This is a genomic window from Streptomyces pseudovenezuelae (assembly GCF_001513955.1).
Lineage (GTDB): Bacteria > Actinomycetota > Actinomycetes > Streptomycetales > Streptomycetaceae > Streptomyces > Streptomyces pseudovenezuelae.
Genome location: NZ_KQ948145.1, coordinates 458,210 through 473,792, shown reverse-complemented (window position 1 = coordinate 473,792; position 15,583 = coordinate 458,210). Strand labels below are relative to the sequence as shown.

General features: G+C 70.6%; 15 protein-coding genes. 6 read left to right on the top strand and 9 right to left on the bottom strand.

What is annotated here, in order from left to right:
• Window positions 1–116: 116 nt before the first annotated feature.
• The 3 genes from AQI94_RS09515 to AQI94_RS09505 form a co-directional block, all read right to left on the bottom strand.
• The gene (locus AQI94_RS09515) at window positions 117–710 is read right to left on the bottom strand and encodes a DUF4291 domain-containing protein (RefSeq protein ID WP_031043542.1); all 594 of its coding nucleotides are present in this window, start codon (window positions 708–710) and stop codon (window positions 117–119) included.
• A gap of 791 nt (window positions 711–1,501) precedes the next feature.
• Window positions 1,502–2,209 (bottom strand): peptide-methionine (S)-S-oxide reductase MsrA, encoded by a 708-nt coding sequence (gene msrA, locus AQI94_RS09510; protein WP_037942099.1) that lies wholly within the window; start codon window positions 2,207–2,209, stop codon window positions 1,502–1,504.
• Between the two features lie 163 nt (window positions 2,210–2,372).
• Window positions 2,373–3,491: a hypothetical protein gene (locus AQI94_RS09505; protein ID WP_031043535.1), complete on the bottom strand. Its 1,119-nt coding sequence runs from the start codon at window positions 3,489–3,491 to the stop codon at window positions 2,373–2,375.
• Between the two features lie 193 nt (window positions 3,492–3,684).
• Here AQI94_RS09505 and AQI94_RS09500 point away from each other — a divergent pair, with 193 nt between their 5' ends.
• Complete coding sequence (locus AQI94_RS09500) at window positions 3,685–4,842, top strand: cystathionine gamma-synthase (protein ID WP_031043532.1); 1,158 nt, start codon at window positions 3,685–3,687, stop codon at window positions 4,840–4,842.
• A 38-nt stretch (window positions 4,843–4,880) separates the two neighbouring features.
• On the opposite strand, the gene AQI94_RS09495 is transcribed toward AQI94_RS09500, so the two are convergent.
• The 3 genes from AQI94_RS09495 to AQI94_RS09485 form a co-directional block, all read right to left on the bottom strand.
• Entirely contained in the window at window positions 4,881–5,129 is a 249-nt protein-coding gene (locus AQI94_RS09495; RefSeq protein WP_031043530.1) for a hypothetical protein, read from the bottom strand.
• 28 nt (window positions 5,130–5,157) lie between these two features.
• Entirely contained in the window at window positions 5,158–5,661 is a 504-nt protein-coding gene (locus AQI94_RS09490) for a sigma factor-like helix-turn-helix DNA-binding protein (RefSeq protein ID WP_031043527.1), read from the bottom strand.
• A 169-nt stretch (window positions 5,662–5,830) separates the two neighbouring features.
• Window positions 5,831–6,334, bottom strand: coding sequence for a MarR family winged helix-turn-helix transcriptional regulator (locus AQI94_RS09485; RefSeq protein WP_031043525.1), 504 nt, complete (start codon window positions 6,332–6,334; stop codon window positions 5,831–5,833).
• Between the two features lie 162 nt (window positions 6,335–6,496).
• Here AQI94_RS09485 and ilvA point away from each other — a divergent pair, with 162 nt between their 5' ends.
• The 3 genes from ilvA to AQI94_RS09470 all read left to right on the top strand — a co-directional run bounded on the left by ilvA (window position 6,497) and on the right by AQI94_RS09470 (window position 9,741).
• Window positions 6,497–7,726, top strand: coding sequence for a threonine ammonia-lyase (gene ilvA / locus AQI94_RS09480; protein ID WP_031043522.1), 1,230 nt, complete (start codon window positions 6,497–6,499; stop codon window positions 7,724–7,726).
• A 180-nt stretch (window positions 7,727–7,906) separates the two neighbouring features.
• Window positions 7,907–8,887 (top strand): daunorubicin resistance protein DrrA family ABC transporter ATP-binding protein, encoded by a 981-nt coding sequence (locus AQI94_RS09475; protein ID WP_031043519.1) that lies wholly within the window; start codon window positions 7,907–7,909, stop codon window positions 8,885–8,887.
• Window positions 8,884–9,741, top strand: coding sequence for an ABC transporter permease (locus AQI94_RS09470; RefSeq protein WP_031043514.1), 858 nt, complete (start codon window positions 8,884–8,886; stop codon window positions 9,739–9,741). The genes AQI94_RS09475 and AQI94_RS09470 overlap by 4 nt, the downstream gene beginning before the upstream one ends.
• Window positions 9,742–9,801: 60 nt before the next feature.
• Here AQI94_RS09470 and greA read toward each other — a convergent pair whose 3' ends face one another.
• Together greA and AQI94_RS09460 are read right to left on the bottom strand one after the other, a co-directional pair.
• Complete coding sequence (greA, locus tag AQI94_RS09465) at window positions 9,802–10,302, bottom strand: transcription elongation factor GreA (RefSeq protein ID WP_031043513.1); 501 nt, start codon at window positions 10,300–10,302, stop codon at window positions 9,802–9,804.
• Window positions 10,303–10,469: 167 nt separating this feature from the next.
• Window positions 10,470–10,868 carry a DUF4307 domain-containing protein gene (locus AQI94_RS09460; protein ID WP_031043510.1) on the bottom strand — a complete coding sequence of 133 codons (399 nt, stop codon included), beginning with the start codon at window positions 10,866–10,868 and terminating at the stop codon, window positions 10,470–10,472.
• Window positions 10,869–11,004: 136 nt separating this feature from the next.
• Here AQI94_RS09460 and mca point away from each other — a divergent pair, with 136 nt between their 5' ends.
• Together mca and AQI94_RS09450 are read left to right on the top strand one after the other, a co-directional pair.
• Window positions 11,005–11,865 (top strand): mycothiol conjugate amidase Mca, encoded by an 861-nt coding sequence (gene mca, locus AQI94_RS09455; protein WP_031043507.1) that lies wholly within the window; start codon window positions 11,005–11,007, stop codon window positions 11,863–11,865.
• Window positions 11,858–12,115 (top strand): hypothetical protein, encoded by a 258-nt coding sequence (locus AQI94_RS09450; protein WP_078902697.1) that lies wholly within the window; start codon window positions 11,858–11,860, stop codon window positions 12,113–12,115. The genes mca and AQI94_RS09450 overlap by 8 nt, the downstream gene beginning before the upstream one ends.
• 186 nt (window positions 12,116–12,301) lie before the next feature.
• Here the strand turns inward: AQI94_RS09450 and AQI94_RS09445 are convergent, their stop codons facing one another.
• The gene (locus AQI94_RS09445) at window positions 12,302–15,505 is read right to left on the bottom strand and encodes a tetratricopeptide repeat protein (RefSeq protein ID WP_062229681.1); all 3,204 of its coding nucleotides are present in this window, start codon (window positions 15,503–15,505) and stop codon (window positions 12,302–12,304) included.
• Window positions 15,506–15,583 lie beyond the last annotated feature (78 nt).

The window sequence follows — 15,583 nt, the reverse complement described above, 5'->3', positions numbered from 1 at the left end:
AGTCGCTACGGGATCACTCCGCAGCGGGGGCAACACCGATCGGACAAGAGACACCCGTCCCAGCGAGCCTTTGCTGCCATGTGACCCGTGGACCTGGCGTCGGACCGATCAGTCCGTCATCCCTGTAGCGGGGCGAGGACTTCCTCCTCAATGGGGTAGGGGTCCTCTTGAGGCAGCAGCCGGGCGGCGGAGTCCAGATCGCCGCCGCTGACAAGGGCATGGATCTCGTGGGCGAGCGGGGTCACGTCGCGTATGGAGGTGGTCCACTCGTCGGCGTAGCGTCGTGCGGCCTCGCCGGAGAGGCCCAGTTGCAGAGACCGGTACGGCAGGGGCCGGAGGTGCAGATCCCGCTCGGGGTCCCACTGCACGCGAGCCGGCGCGCGCTTCAACTGACGTTGCCAGGCAGCCTGGTCGGGGTGCACCCCTCGGACGTAGCTCGACAGGCATGCGTGGCGCAGTGCCCACTCGAAACCGTCCCGGGTGATCTCAACAGCGAGGACGGTCTCCTGCCCGGCTTTCGCGCCCCAGCCGCAGCGGTACATCATCCACAGGAACGACGGCTTGATCCACGTCATCCTGTCGCGCTTCCACGCGGCGGGGAAGCGGCCTTCCTGGACGGCGGGCAGACCGATTTCCGGGGCGTAGGCCTGGTAAACGGTGATCGTGGAATCCGTGCGCAGCGCACGGATTCTGTGGTGCGGTTCGTCCATGACGTACAGGGTGCAATTCGTTGATCCCTGCCTGCCATCGAATTTCGGAGGGGGCGAGCCGGCCGATGAGGCGGACAGGGCTTGTGAGTTCAGGTGATGGACCACTTGAATGGCGTCGTGACCATGGCGTCGAAGAACTCTATGAGACTCCTTGCCGGCCGGGCCTCACTGGACGACGTCATGGCGGAGCTGTGTCGGGACAGGCCGGTCTTCCACTCCGAAGCCGACCTTCAGCACAGCTTCGCCAAAGTCCTCTGGGAGTTGGCGCCGGATGTGCGCTCCAGGCTTGAGGTGCCGCAGCGAGGATCGGACAGGACCGAGTATCTGGATCTCCAGTGCCTTGGGCCCGAGAGCCGCACGGCGATCGAATTCAAGTACTTCACCCGAGGCTGGACGGGCGAGGCCGGCAGCCCGGTCGAGGATTTCATTCTGAAGGCGCATGGTGCCACCGACCTGGCTCGCCTGCACTTTGTTCGTGACATAGCGAGGTTGGAGCGCTTCTGTCGCCGACCTGATCAGAACGGTCTCGCCCTCATGCTGACCAACGAGGCGTCCCTCTGGGCTCCGCCTGGCCCTGGCCGCCGTCGCACGCGGGATCATGACTTCCGGATCCACCACGGACGGGAGCTCGCGGGGACGCTGCTCTGGGCCGAGGGCGCCTACGAGGCGAATACGTGCAGCCTGAGAGGTGAGTACCCCCTCACATGGGAGCCGTACTCCGACCAGGGCGGACCAGGTGGAGAATTCCGCTACCTGGCGGTGTTCGTCGAGTCATCCGGTCAACGGCAGGGTCAGTCATCCGTGGGAGACGGTGCGAGCCCCGTCGGGCATGACGCGCCCCAGTTCGTCTCGAACGCACCCAACCTGACCCCCGTCCCGCCGATGCCGCAGTAACCCGCCGGGTTCTTGTCGAGGTACTGCTGGTGGTAGCTCTCCGCCGGGTAGAAGGGCCGACCCTGTGCGGGCAGGATCTCGGTGGTGATCGTGCTGCGGTGGCCCGAGGCCGTGAGGGCCCGCTGGTAGGCGGTGCGGGAGGCCTCGGCTGCCGCTGCCTGCTCGGGGGTGTGGGTGTGGATCGCCGAGCGGTACTGGGTGCCGACGTCGTTGCCCTGGCGGAAGCCCTGGGTGGGGTTGTGGGACTCCCAGAAGGTCTTCAGGAGGCGCTCGTACGAGATGAGGGCGGGGTCGAAGACCACGCGGACCGCCTCGGTGTGGCCGGTGAGACCCGAGCAGACCTCCTCGTACATGGGGTTCTCGGTGTGGCCGCCCTGGTAGCCGACCAGGGTCGTCCAGACACCCACCGGGAGCTGCCAGAACTTTCGTTCGGCGCCCCAGAAGCAGCCCAGGCCGAAGTCCGCGATCCGGTAGCCCTCGGGGTAGGGGCCGAGCAGTGGCGTGCCGAGGACGGTGTGCCGGTCGGGGAGCGTGAACGCCGGCTCGGAGCGGCCCTGCAGCGCCTGCTCGGGGGTGGGCAGGACGGGCGTACGGCCGAACAGCATGACGCGGGCTCCTTCAGATCGTGCGTGCCGGGCAGGGGCGCGTGGCGGTAGGGAGAACAACGGTTCCCTGCCGGTCCGCATTCCGACAGGACCCGGCGTCGACCTGCACGGCAGTAGGGGTGGCTGGTGCCGACGCGGAGACCGTCCCGAAGACATCACCGCGTCACTGCGTCAGCGTCGCCGGGCTGCCGCCGTTCGCCTCGTAGCCCGCCACTGCCAGTGCCCGGTATATCGCGAACTCCGCGGCCGGGTCGGCGGACAGGGTCCAGGGCAGGGCGCCGACGTGGCCGTCGATGTGCACGAGCTGGTTCATGGCCTCCGCCCAGCGTTCGCCGCGGACCAGGAAGAAGACCAGCAGGTGGCGGACGTGGGCCAGCATCGGATCGTCGGCGCGGGCCGAGTGGACGGCGTGCAGCGCGCCGTGCATGGCCTTGGTGACGACCTCGCTCTGGTAGAAACCGCTGACCAGATTGACCTCGGGCAGGTGCTCGAAGACCGCGAACAAGGGCATCGCGGCCAGCAGCGAGCCCTGCGGGGCCCGGGCGGCCGCCGCCTCCGCGAAGTCGTACGCAAGCTGCCGCGAGCCGTGCCACTTCTCGCACCAGTAGTGCAGCGCCGCCAGATGCGCCCCCATGTGGTTCGGGGCGCGGTCCAGGATCTTCAGCCACAGCTGCTCGAACTCCGCCTGCGAATAGGCCAGTCCGCGCGCGACGGAGAGCTCGACGAGGTAGGGGACCGGATCGCCGGGAGCCAGCAGTGCCGCCTCGCCGCAGGTCGCCCGCGCCTCCTCCATGATGATCCGGAAGTCGTCCGTGCCCGGGGTCGACGTCCGCCACGCCTGCTGCACCAGGAACTCCGCGTGCACCGCAGCGCCGCCCGCGTCCTTGGGCTGCTCGGCCCGCCACACCCGCAGCCACTGACCGCCCGGCGCCTCGCTGACCCCGCCCGGCCGCTGCTGCAGTTCCAGCGAGGCGGCGCCGGCGAAGGCCTGCACGCGCTGCCAGCGCAGCTCGCCCTCCCGATCGGTGCCCGCCAGGAGTTGGGCGGCGGCCTTGTAGTCCTGGGTGCGCTGCACCAGGTCCAGGACGTCCAGCAGGTCCTGGTCGGGGCCGGGCATGCGGATGTCCAGCTCCTCCTGCCGTACGAAGCCGTAGTCCGCCGGGTCCGCGGCGTCCGGGTGGCCCGCCGGGACCTGCTCGATCCCGCCCCGCCTGCGCCGCAGGAACGGAAGCAGGACGAAGCCCAGCAGGACCGCCGCCATCAGGACCCAGAGAATCTCCATGCCCCAAGAGTTCCAGACGCCGCCGACAATTGCCCAACCCGGTCCGTGCCCTGTGGAAAACTCCCGGACCGGCCCGGACACCCTGGGGAAAACGTGCCGGACGGGCCCGAACACCTGGGGAAAACCCTGCCGTACGGCCGAGGGGAGCCCGTCGTCCGTCATCGGTCCGCCGGGCGGACTACCCTCGGAGCCCATGAGCGACAGGCACATCAGTCAGCACTTCGAGACCCTCGCGATCCATGCGGGCAACACCGCGGACCCCCTCACCGGCGCGGTGGTCCCGCCGATCTACCAGGTCTCGACCTACAAGCAGGACGGCGTGGGCGGTCTGCGCGGCGGCTACGAGTACAGCCGCAGCGCCAACCCCACCCGCACGGCCCTGGAGGAGAACCTCGCCGCCCTCGAAGGCGGCCGCCGGGGTCTCGCGTTCGCGTCCGGACTGGCGGCCGAGGACTGCCTGCTGCGTACGCTGCTCAGCCCCGGCGACCACGTGGTCATCCCCAACGACGCGTACGGCGGCACGTTCCGCCTCTTTGCGAAGGTCGTCGCCCGCTGGGGCGTCGAGTGGTCGGTCGCCGACACCAGCGACCCGGCCGCCGTACGGGCCGCCATCACCCCGAAGACCAAGGCCGTGTGGGTGGAGACCCCCTCCAACCCGCTGCTCGGCATCACCGACATCGCCGCCGTCGCCCAGGTCTCCCGGGACGCGGGCGCCAAGCTCGTCGTCGACAACACCTTCGCGACGCCCTACCTCCAGCAGCCCCTGTCGCTCGGCGCCGACGTCGTGGTGCACTCGCTGACCAAGTACATGGGCGGCCACTCCGACGTCGTGGGCGGCGCCCTGGTCACCGCCGACGAGACGCTCGGCGAGGAGCTGGCGTACCACCAGAACGCGATGGGCGCGGTCGCCGGGCCCTTCGACTCCTGGCTGGTGCTGCGCGGCGCCAAGACGCTGTCGGTGCGCATGGACCGGCACAGCGAGAACGCCACGAAGATCGCCGACATGCTGACCCGGCACGCGCGCGTGACGCAGGTGCTCTACCCGGGCCTGGCGGAGCACCCCGGCCACGAGGTCGCGGCCAAGCAGATGCGGTCCTTCGGCGGCATGGTCTCCTTCCGGGTGGAGGGCGGCGAGGAGGCGGCCGTCGAGGTCTGCAACCGCGCGAAGATCTTCACGCTGGGGGAGTCCCTGGGCGGTGTCGAGTCGCTGATCGAGCACCCCGGCCGGATGACGCACGCGTCCGTGGCGGGCTCCGCCCTGGAGGTCCCCGCCGACCTCGTACGCCTGTCCGTCGGCATCGAGAACGTCGACGACCTGCTGGAGGACCTGCAGCAGGCGCTGGCCCGGTAGCCGCCGGCCGGCCGCCGGCCGGCCAGACCGGACCGGTCTCACCAGCCCGTCATGGGTGGAGTCGTCGTGGACGGCGGCTCCACCCACGGGCGCGCGGTCAGCGCCCACACCACGAACGCCACGCTCGCGGCGAGCAACAGCAGCCACATGAGCCGGCGCGCCGCGGTCCTGCGCCGCAGCATGCGCGAGCCCCGGCGCACGGAGTCCGCGTACAGATCCGCCGGTACCTGCGGCGTCCCCCGCTCCATGAGCTGCCGCACGGCGGCCTCGCGCTGGGTCCGGTTCACGTGCGCCTCCCGGGACGGGCCGTGTGTCTCATGACGCCGCCACCTTGGCCCCCACGACCGCCGGTGCGGGCCCACGCGGTGGGTGCAGCAGGGTGGCCGTCGCCCGGTCGCAGATCGTGCGGACGCGTTCCGTCGGCAGGCCGAGCAGGGCGGCCGCCTGTTCCTCGGCCACGCCCTCGTAGAGGCGCAGTACCAGGACCAGACGCTCCTGAGGGGCCAGGTGGGACAACGGGCCGGAGGGGTGCGTGCGGCCGCCGAGCAGGATGCCGTGGCGGCGCCATGCCCCGTGGGCGAAGCGCAGGGCGAGGTACTGGCGGGCCCGGTCGTAGGGGTCCTCGCCGCGCAGCCGGTCCCAGCACGCGTACGTGTGGGCGAGCGCCAGCGTCAGCAGACGCCGCGCGCGCGGGTTGTCGTCCGGTGGCTCCGCCGTCAGGAGCGTCGCGGCGTGCAGCAGCCGCCCGGCCGCGCCCGCGACGAACGCCTCGAACTCCCGGGCCCGACGCGCGCTCTGGGACGCCTGCCGTTGCCGCACCGCACCTCCCCGCCTGCGGATGGCCGTACGACGGCTTCGTACGGCCTGGAGGACCCGGTCCCCGAGGAGCAGGTCGCCGGGGACCCGATCTCATATGAGGCCCGGCGCGGCCGTCCGGTCAAGAGGTGCGGCGGCACACGCGCGTGCGCGCCACGGGGAGGACGCGTGTCTAGGAGGTCTGCGCCTCCGGGGCCGGAACGCCCTGGGCCGCCATCCGGGAGGAGAGCGCGGTGTTGAAGCGCGTGAGGAGCGTGCAGAACGCCTCGCGCTCCTCCGGCGCCCAGTCGTGTGTCAGCTCGGCCATCAACTGACGCCGGGAGGAGCGCACTTCCTCCAGCCGGGACTGTCCGCGCGGGGACAGCTGAAGGACCACCGCGCGGCCGTCCTCGGGGTGCGAGGTCCGCTTGACCAGGCCGGTGTCGACGAGCGGCGCCACCTGACGGGTGACCGTCGACGAGTCGATGCCCATGCTCGCCGCGAGCGCCTTGACGCCCATCGGTCCTTCCTTGTCGAGCCGGTTGAGCAGCAGGTACGCGGCGCGGTCCATGGAGTTGCGCACCTGCCCGATCCCGCCGAGGCGGGTCTGTTCGGCACGGCGGGCGAAGACCGCCACCTCGTGCTGCAGGGTGTCGAGGAGACCGGTGTCACCGACGGTCGTCATGTCCATCGACATTTCAGGTGTTGTGGGCATGGCCGGGGGCTCACTTCATGAAGGGCTGCTGGGTTGGGGGACAGGGTACGCGGCCGGGGGGCGGGCCGTACCGGCGCTGCGCAAACCCGTCTCGGACGTTGGTCACAGCGCGAACACGCACGTGTGAACTGCGAGACTTGAGTCATGAACTACCGCAAGGCCCACCCCGTGCCGCCGGTGACGCTCGACGATGTGCGCGGCGCGCAGAAGATGCTGTCGGGCGTGGCGCGGACGACCGCGATGGAGGGCAGCCGCCATCTGAGTCAGCTGGTGGGCGCGCCGGTGCACTTCAAGTGCGAGAACCTCCAGCGGACCGGGTCGTTCAAACTTCGCGGCGCCTACGTCCGGATCGCCGGGCTGCTGCCCGAGGAGCGGGCCGCGGGTGTCGTGGCCGCGAGCGCCGGGAACCACGCGCAGGGCGTCGCGCTGGCGTCCACGCTGCTCGGCGTGCGCTCCACGGTGTTCATGCCCAAGGGCGCGCCGCTGCCGAAGATCAGTGCCACCCGGCACTACGGCGCCGAGGTGCGCCTGCACGGCCAGGTGGTCGACGAGACCCTGGCCGCCGCGCAGGAGTACGCGGCCGAGACGGGCGCGGTGTTCATCCACCCCTTCGACCATCCGGACGTCATCGCGGGCCAGGGCACGGTCGGCCTGGAGATCCTGGAGCAGTGCCCGGAGGTGCGCACGGTCGTCCTCGGGATCGGCGGCGGCGGACTCGCGGCCGGTGTCGCGATCGCCGTGAAGGCGCTCAGGCCCGATGTGCGGATCGTCGGCGTGCAGGCGGCGGGCGCGGCCGCGTACCCGCCCTCGCTGGCGGCCGGGCGCCCGGTGTCGATCGAGAACCCGGCCACGATGGCCGACGGCATGAAGGTGGGGCGGCCCGGGGACGTGCCGTTCGGGATCGTGGGCGCACTCGTGGACGAGGTCCGCACGGTGACCGAGGACGAGCTGTCCGCCGCGCTGCTGCTGTGTCTGGAGCGGGCCAAGCTGGTCGTCGAGCCGGCCGGGGCGAGCCCGGTCGCCGCTCTGCTGAGCGACCCGGGCGCCTTCGAGGGCCCGGTCGTCGCCGTGCTGTCCGGCGGCAACGTCGACCCGGTGCTGCTCCAGCGGGTGCTGCGGCACGGCATGTCCGCGCAGGGCCGCTACCTCGCCGTCCGGCTGCGGCTGACGGACCGGCCCGGTGCCCTCGCGACACTTCTCGGGGTGTTGTCAGTGGTCGACGCTAATGTCCTGGACGTGAGCCACGTCCGGACCGATCCACGGCTCGGGCTGGCGGAGGCGGAGGTCGAGCTGCATCTGGAGACGAAGGGTCCCGAGCACTGCGCCGAGGTCGGCCGAGCCCTGCGCGAGGCCGGTTACACGGTCATCGACTGAGGTCAGGGCCCCTCGGGGACTCAGGAGTCACTCTTTCGGGCAACTCCATTGAGAGACGCGATACATCGCGTTATGGTGTGTCTCGTGCCGCCGCTCACGCCGCCCGCGGAAAAAGAACGGGCGGAGGAAACCGCGCAAACCTAGGCTTTCCCAAGAATCCCCGACGACGTGGAGACTCATATGCCAGGCGCCATCTATGCCGAAGGCCTGGTCAAGACCTTCGGAGACGTAAAGGCACTGGACGGCGTCGACCTCGATGTCCCGGAAGGCACCGTGCTGGGCCTCCTCGGACCGAACGGCGCGGGCAAGACGACAGCCGTCCGCTGTCTGACCACCCTGCTCCAGCCGGACCGCGGCTCGGCGGTCGTCGCCGGCATCGACGTCCTCAAGCACCCCGACGCCGTGCGCCGCTCCATCGGCCTGTCCGGCCAGTTCGCGGCGGTCGACGAATACCTCACCGGCCGCGAGAACCTTCAGATGGTCGGCCGGCTCTACCAGATGAAGGCCAAGCCGGCGAAGGCCCGCGCGGCCGAACTGCTGGAGCAGTTCGACCTCGCCGACGCAGCCGACCGCCCCACCAAGACTTACTCCGGCGGAATGCGCCGCCGCCTCGACCTCGCGGCCGCCCTGGTGGTCTCGCCGCCCGTGATGTTCATGGACGAGCCGACGACCGGCCTCGACCCGCGCAACCGCCAATTGCTGTGGGAGGTCATCAAGAAGCTGGTCTCCGGGGGCACGACCCTGCTGCTGACCACCCAGTACCTGGAAGAGGCCGACCACCTGGCCCACGAGATCGCTGTCGTCGACCACGGCCGTGTCATCGCCACGGGCACCTCCGACCAGCTCAAGGCCCGCACCGGCGGCGAGCGCGTCGAGGTCGTGGTGCACGAGCGCGAGCACATCCAGGCCGCCTCGGAGATCCTGCGCGGCTTCGGCAAGGGCGACACCACGGTCGAGGACCACATGCGCAAGCTCACCGTGCCCGTCTCCGGCGGCGCCAAGCTGCTCGCCGAGGTCATCCGTGAGCTCGACAGCCGGGGCATCGAGATCGACGACATCGGCCTGCGCCGCCCCACCCTCGACGACGTCTTCCTGTCCCTGACCGGACACGTGGCCGAGGCGAAGGACGAGGAGAGCGACAAGAAGGAGACCACCAAGTGAGCGCCGTCACCGACACCGCCCGGGTCGCGCCGGCCGCGAACCCCGTCAGCCAGTCCCTGAGGGACTCCATGGTCGTCGCCCAACGCAATCTGATCCGCATGTCCCGGATCCCCGAGATGATCATCTACGGGCTCATCCAGCCGATCATGTTCGTGGTGCTGTTCACCTACGTCTTCGGCGGATCCATGCAGATCGGCAGCAGCACCAGCGCGACCGACTACAAGAACTTCCTGATGGCGGGCATCTTCGCGCAGACCGTCACCTTCGCCACCGCCAGCTCCGGCGCGGGTATCGCCGACGACATGCACAAGGGCCTCATCGACCGCTTCCGCTCCCTGCCGATGGCCCGCGGCGCGGTGCTGACCGGACGCACCTTCGCCGACCTGGTGCAGACGGCCCTGACCCTGATCGTCCTCGCCGTGGTCGCGGTGCTGGTCGGCTGGCGCGTCGGCTCGGACGGCAGCACCAATGCAGGGAAGGTGCTGGCCGCCTTCGGCCTGCTGCTCCTGCTCGGCTACGCGTTCACCTGGATCGGCGCCCTGATCGGCATGTCCGTCTGCACCCCCGAGGCGGCCACCTCCAGCGGGCTGATCTGGCTCTTCCCGGTCACCTTCATCTCGAACGCCTTTGTGGACACCAGCCACATGACCCCGTGGCTCAGGCACATCGCCGAGTGGAACCCGTTCAGCGCCACCGTCCAGGCCTGCCGGGTGCTTTTCGCCAACCCGGGCCAGTCCACCTCCGCCGCCTGGCCCATGCAGCACCCGGTCTGGGCCTCACTGATCTACTCGGTCCTGATCATCGTCGTGTTCAGGACGCTGGCGGTCCGCAAGTACCGCTCGGCCACCGCATGACAGAGCCCCCGGCGTCGCGAGGACGCCGGGGGCCCGCCGAGGACAGACGGTCGGCCGGGGTCAGCCGTTGTAGGGCTCGGCCTTGAGGATGGTCACGGAGGCCTTCTTGCCGTTCGGCAGTTCGTACTCCGCGTCCTCACCGACCTTGTGGCCGATCACGCCGGAGCCCAGCGGGGACTGCGGTGAGTAGGTCTCGACGTCCGCGCTCGCGTACTCGCGCGAGGCGAGCAGGAAGGTCATCGTGTCGTCCTCGTCGCCGTCGAAGGCGATCGTCACGACCATGCCGGGCGCCACGGCACCGTCCGTGGACGCCGGAGCCTCGCCGACCTTGGCCTTCTCCAGGAGCTGGGTCAGCTGGCGGATGCGGAGCTCCTGCTTGCCCTGCTCTTCCTTGGCCGCGTGGTACCCGCCGTTCTCGCGCAGGTCGCCCTCCTCGCGCGCTGCCGCGATCTTCGCGGTGACTTCCTCGCGCGCGGGACCAGACAGGTACGCCAGCTCTTCCTTGAGCTTGGTGTACGCCTCCTGCGTAAGCCAGGTGACGTCTTCGCTGGTCTGGGTCACAGGTGCTCCTCGTAGGTACTGGGAATACAAAGCATCGCCCTACCCAGAAGAATGTTCCTTCACGGATGGGCGAAACCACGAGCCTAACAATTCAGGAGCCGAAGGGGGAGGACATAAGCCATCAGAAATACGTCGACGCAGGTCAACGCTCCCGTATCGGGGTGACGTCAGTCGGCGTGACAGCCCAGCAGCTCGGCAGTGGTGCCCCGGGCCGTCGTACGGAGCGTGACGACCTTGTCGATGCGGGTGGCGTCACCGCCGAAGCGGAAGTCCGCCCGGCCCACCTCGGAGCCGTCCGCCGCCTGGGAGCGGATCGTGCAGTAGCCGGAGGTGCCGGAGTCCTTGCGGACCTCCAGATGCACCTCGACCGCCGAGGTCTTCGCGTCGAAGGCGATCACCTCGCCGCTGATCTTGTTCTGGCCGACGTAGTGGTAGGCGAAGTAACCGATCAACGCGAGCAGGAAGGCGCCGAGCACGGCACCGGCGATCTTGAGCTTGTGGTCGGCACGCTCGTCCGAGGAGCGGCCGTAGCGGCCCTCGGGCAGCTGAGTGCTCGCCGTGCTCATGATCGTCTCCTGGGAAACCAAGGCCGTGGAATTAAACGCCCCCCGATTCGGTCACTATAGAAGCCGCCGTTCGCACCCGAAGACACCGGGGGCGCCGACTTACGAGGATTGAGTCTTGACTGACCAGCTGCGACTGATGGCCGTGCACGCCCACCCCGACGACGAGTCGAGCAAGGGCGCGGCCACCATGGCGAAGTACGTGTCCGAGGGGGTGGACGTGCTGGTCGTGACCTGCACGGGAGGGGAGCGCGGCTCCATCCTCAATCCGAAGCTCCAGGGCGACAAGTACATCGAGGAGCACATCCACGAGGTACGCAAGAAGGAGATGGACGAGGCCCGCGAGATCCTCGGCGTCCGGCAGGAGTGGCTCGGCTTCGTCGACTCCGGCCTGCCCGAGGGCGACCCGCTGCCGCCGCTGCCCGAGGGCTGCTTCGCCCTGGAGGACGTCGACAAGGCGGCCGGCGAGCTGGTGAAGCAGATCCGCGCCTTCCGTCCCCAGGTGATCACCACCTACGACGAGAACGGCGGCTACCCGCACCCCGACCACATCATGACCCACAAGATCTCGATGGTGGCGTTCGAGGGCGCGGCGGACACCGAGAAGTTCCCCGAGTCGGAGTTCGGGACGGCGTACCAGCCGCTCAAGCTCTACTACAACCAGGGCTTCAACCGTCCCCGTACGGAGGCGCTGCACCACGCGCTGATCGAGCGGGGCATGGAGTCGCCGTACGGGGACTGGCTCAAGCGCTGGGACGACTCGCCGATGCGGGACCGCACCCTGACCACGCACATCCCGTGCGCGGAGTTCTTCGAGATCCGCGACAAGGCCCTGATCGCGCACGCCACCCAGATCGACCCCGACGGCGGCTGGTTCCGCGTTCCGCTGGAGCTCCAGAAGGAGGTCTGGCCGACCGAGGAGTACGAGCTCGCCAAGTCCCTCGTCGATACCTCCCTCCCCGAGGACGACCTCTTTGCGGGCATCCGCGACAATGCCTGACATGAGCGCAAGCGCAAGCCTGGCAATGACGCACTTCGTGACCCTCGCCAAGGAGGTCGACGAAAACAAGGTCACCCCCGGCGTCCTCGGCTTCATCGTCTTCGCGGCGATGGCCCTGGCGGTGTGGGCCCTGATGAAGTCCATGAGCAAGCACATGAACAAGGTCGACTTCAAGGAGTCCCCGGACGACGCCTCCGGCAAGAACACCGCCGAGAGCCCGTCCGGCAAGGCCTCGCCGGCCAAGGGCTGAACCGCACGGCCGGGGCGGCCGGGGCGGGAGGTGTACCCCTCCCGTCCCGGCCCAGCTGTGCCCGACCGGCGGCAGCGGCGGCGAACGGCACGACTCCGTCGACGGCGGAGCGGAGTGTGCCTCGGCAGACCCCGGGTTGCGGAGGCGTCGGCTTCTTGGGCATCGGGGCCCGCACCGCGCCCGCCCTCACCCCCGTGCCGCAGTCGCCGCCACCCCCATCACCTCGCGCGCATGCCGGTTCGGGACCATGCCCAGGCGCCAGGCCTGCCAGCCCGCGTCCAGGTTCACCCCGCGTTCCAGCAGCAGGCCGTACGCCCCCACGTAGTCGTCCAGCTTCTCGTCCCGTGCTCCGTGCTCCCGGCGGCCCAGTTCCGCCAGTTCCTCCTGGGCGACCGCGGCGCCGATCTCCACGCCGCCCGGTGCCGCGTACGGCAGCAGCGTGCAGCGCAGGAAGCGGGCCCAGTCCTCGCCCCGCTGGTCGCCGTAGGAGGCGAACAGGGCCGCCGCCTCGTCGCACAGGGCCAGGGCCTGCGGGGTACGGCCGTTGCCGGCGTCGACCACCGCGAGTTCCAGGCAGGTCCACGCCTCGCCGTGGGCCACACCGATGCGCTGGAAGTCGGCACGGGCGTCGACCAGGAGCTGACGGGCGAAACCCGAGTTGCGCAACGAGCCGGTCTGCGCGGCCCGTTGGTCGCGGGTGACACGGGCCGAGTGGTGGCGGGCGCAGGCCAGGCCGTAGACGTCCCGCATCCGGGAGAACATCGTGCGGGAACGTTCCAGCTCGCGGACCGCCAGATCCAGGTTGCCGGTCTCCTCCAGCGCCTGGCCCAGGTAGTACACCGTCCACGCCTCGCCGCGCGCGTCCTCGTTGTCGCGGTGCCGGGACGCCGCCTGGCGCAGACCGTCCACCGCGGTCGAGGGATCCCCGGCCACCAGACGGGCCCGGGCCAGCTGGGTCAGCGCCCACGCCTCGCCACGGGCGTCGCGGGTACGGCCGTACAGATCGAGGGCCGTTCTGAGCTCCGACTCCGCGCGCGGTACGTCGCCCATCCGCAGGGCCAGCTGGCCGAGCTGGAAGTGGGCCCAGGCCTCGCCGTGGACGGACTCGCCGGCGCGGTGCAGGACCAGGGAGCGGGTGAGCAGGTCCAGGGACTCGACCACGCGGCCGCGGTCGCGCTCGACGGCCGCCAGCGCGTGCATCGTCCAGGCACGGTCCGTGGCCAGTTCGGGAGGCGACTGGAGGGCCAGCGCCTCCTGGAGCTTCGCCGCCGCCTCCGTCAGATGACCCTGATGGTGCAGGGTGATGCCCAGCGAGCACAGGGCGCGCGCGGCGCCCGCGTCGTGCTGGGCCTCCATGTACAGGTCGACCACCGAGGTCAGCGTCGTACGTGCCTTGTCCAGCTCGCCCAGCTGCCGGGCGGCGATACCGGTGCGCCACTGCACCGAACGGACCAGCAGCCCCTGGTCCACCGCCTGCGCCAACTCGCTGATCTCGCCGAGGCGGTAGAGGTCGCCGCGCAGCAGGCAGTAGTCGCACAACGCGCCCAGGAGATTGAGGACCGCCCCCTGGTTGACGCCCTCCGCGTGCCGCAGCGCCGCCGTGATGAAGCTGGACTCGTCGTCCAGCCAGCGCAGCGCCTCGTCGAGTGAGGTGAAGCCGTGCGGGCTGAAACGGTCCGAGCGGGTCGACATGTTGCCGTCGACCAGGCGCAACACGTTGTCGGCGAGGTCGGCGTAGTTGACGATGAGGCGCTCCTGCGCGGCCGTGCGCTCGGCCGGCTCCTCCTCGTCCAGCAGCCGGGCCTGGGCGAAGGCGCGGACCACGTCGTGGACGCGGTAGCGGCTGCCGCGGACGTGGTCGATCAGGCCCGCGCGGGCCAGCGCCACCAGATGCCGGGTCGCCTCCGTCTCGTCGGTGCCCAGCAGCGCGGCGGCCGCGGCGGCGCCGAGCGAGGACCGCCCGGCCAGCGCGAGCCGGCGCAGCAGCCGGCGGGCCGGATCCGACTGGTCGGTGTAGCGCAGCCACAGGGCGCGTTCTACGGGCCCGACCGGACCGTACGCGCCGAGATCCGCGGCGAGTTGGCGTGGCGAGCGGGGGCCGAGGGAGGAACCCGCTACGCGCAGGGCCAGCGGCAGTCCGCCGCACAGCTCCCTGATCCGGTCGGCGGACTGGGCGTCGTAGGGACCGGCGGCGGACTCCGCGGACGCGTCCAGCAGTTCCTCGGCGCCCGCCGCGTCCAGGGCGTCGACCGGCAGCTCGTGGACATGGGCGGCGAGGTCCGACGGCAGGCCGAGCGGCTCGCGCGCGGTGACCAGGATCAGGCTGTCGGAACGCTCGGGCACGAGGGCGCGGACCTGCTCGGGGTCCGAGGCGTCGTCCAGCACGATCGTCACCGGCAGACCCGTCAGATGCTGGTGGTACAGCTCGCTCAGCCGCTTGACCTGCTGGTCCGGTGAGGAACGCTCACGGAACAACAACTGCTCGCGCGGGGCGCCGAGCCGGTTCAGCAGATGCAGCAGCGCGTCCCGGGTGGACAGCGGGGACTCCTCCGGGCTGTCGCCGCGCAGGTCCACGACGCAGGCGCCCCGGAAGTAGTCCTTGAGATCGTGCGCCGCCCGGACCGCGAGGGCCGTACGGCCGCTGCCGGGCGAGCCGTGCAGCACGACCACCGTGGGCCGGGTCTCGGTGGTCGCGCGCGAGGCCTGCACCCACTGCCTGATCCGGCCCATCTCCGTCCGACGTCCGGCGAACTCGCCTATTTTATCGGGAAGTTGACCGAACGACTGCTCCAGCACACTTCTTCCCCGAGCGGCCGCGCTCTTGTCCGTGCCGCGCAGCCGCGGGCCCGCCTTCTTCGGACCGGTCGACGCGCTCAGCACCCGCTGCTGGTCGAGGAAGGGCCGGATCCCCCGCACCTCCAGGGCCGTCAGCCACTGGAGCCGCAGCTGTTCCGGGCCGCCGGGCTGCCCGATCGCGCCCGCCCGGTGATGCGCGGCCGGCAGATGCGAGCCGGCCACCTTCACCACGGTCGCCGCGGCGCCCACGACCCCCACGACCACACCCGCGCCCAGCGCGGTGCCCGCACCGGTGCCGAGCGCCAGGTCGGCGACGGCGGCGGCTACGGCGGCGACCGCGGCCACCAGCAGGGGAGTCCCGGACGCCTCCTTCGCATACCGCTGCCCGAAGGTCAGCTGCCCGGCCTGCGCCTCGTCCAGCGCGCGCGTGTAGGCCTCGTACTCCTCAGCGGACGTCCGCGCCATCGCGTCCAGCGATCCACGGGCCCGCGCGAGCAGTACGGCACCGTCGACCCGCCCGCCCGATCGCCGCACCTCCTCCTCCACGGCCCGCCCCAACAGCCGTTCGGCTTCCGCCCGATGGCTGTCCCGCATGTGCGTCCCCCTCCGGCGGCAAACGGCTTCGCCTATGAGTGTCCTTCGGGGCGGGCGTGAGCGCGAGGGGGCGGCGAT

What these genes read in the sequence shown, in the direction of transcription:
- msrA (WP_037942099.1), bottom strand. Translation starts at nt 2,209, where the DNA reads ATGCTGTTCGGCCGTACGCCCGTCCTGCCCACCCCCGAGCAGGCGCTG.
- ilvA (WP_031043522.1), top strand. Translation starts at nt 6,497, where the DNA reads ATGAACTACCGCAAGGCCCACCCCGTGCCGCCGGTGACGCTCGACGAT.
- AQI94_RS09460 (WP_031043510.1), bottom strand. Translation starts at nt 10,868, where the DNA reads ATGAGCACGGCGAGCACTCAGCTGCCCGAGGGCCGCTACGGCCGCTCC.
- AQI94_RS09485 (WP_031043525.1), bottom strand. Translation starts at nt 6,334, where the DNA reads ATGTCGATGGACATGACGACCGTCGGTGACACCGGTCTCCTCGACACC.
- mca (WP_031043507.1), top strand. Translation starts at nt 11,005, where the DNA reads ATGGCCGTGCACGCCCACCCCGACGACGAGTCGAGCAAGGGCGCGGCC.
- AQI94_RS09505 (WP_031043535.1), bottom strand. Translation starts at nt 3,491, where the DNA reads ATGGAGATTCTCTGGGTCCTGATGGCGGCGGTCCTGCTGGGCTTCGTC.
- AQI94_RS09475 (WP_031043519.1), top strand. Translation starts at nt 7,907, where the DNA reads ATGCCAGGCGCCATCTATGCCGAAGGCCTGGTCAAGACCTTCGGAGAC.
- AQI94_RS09450 (WP_078902697.1), top strand. Translation starts at nt 11,858, where the DNA reads ATGCCTGACATGAGCGCAAGCGCAAGCCTGGCAATGACGCACTTCGTG.
- AQI94_RS09445 (WP_062229681.1), bottom strand. Translation starts at nt 15,505, where the DNA reads ATGCGGGACAGCCATCGGGCGGAAGCCGAACGGCTGTTGGGGCGGGCC.
- AQI94_RS09515 (WP_031043542.1), bottom strand. Translation starts at nt 710, where the DNA reads ATGGACGAACCGCACCACAGAATCCGTGCGCTGCGCACGGATTCCACG.
- AQI94_RS09500 (WP_031043532.1), top strand. Translation starts at nt 3,685, where the DNA reads ATGAGCGACAGGCACATCAGTCAGCACTTCGAGACCCTCGCGATCCAT.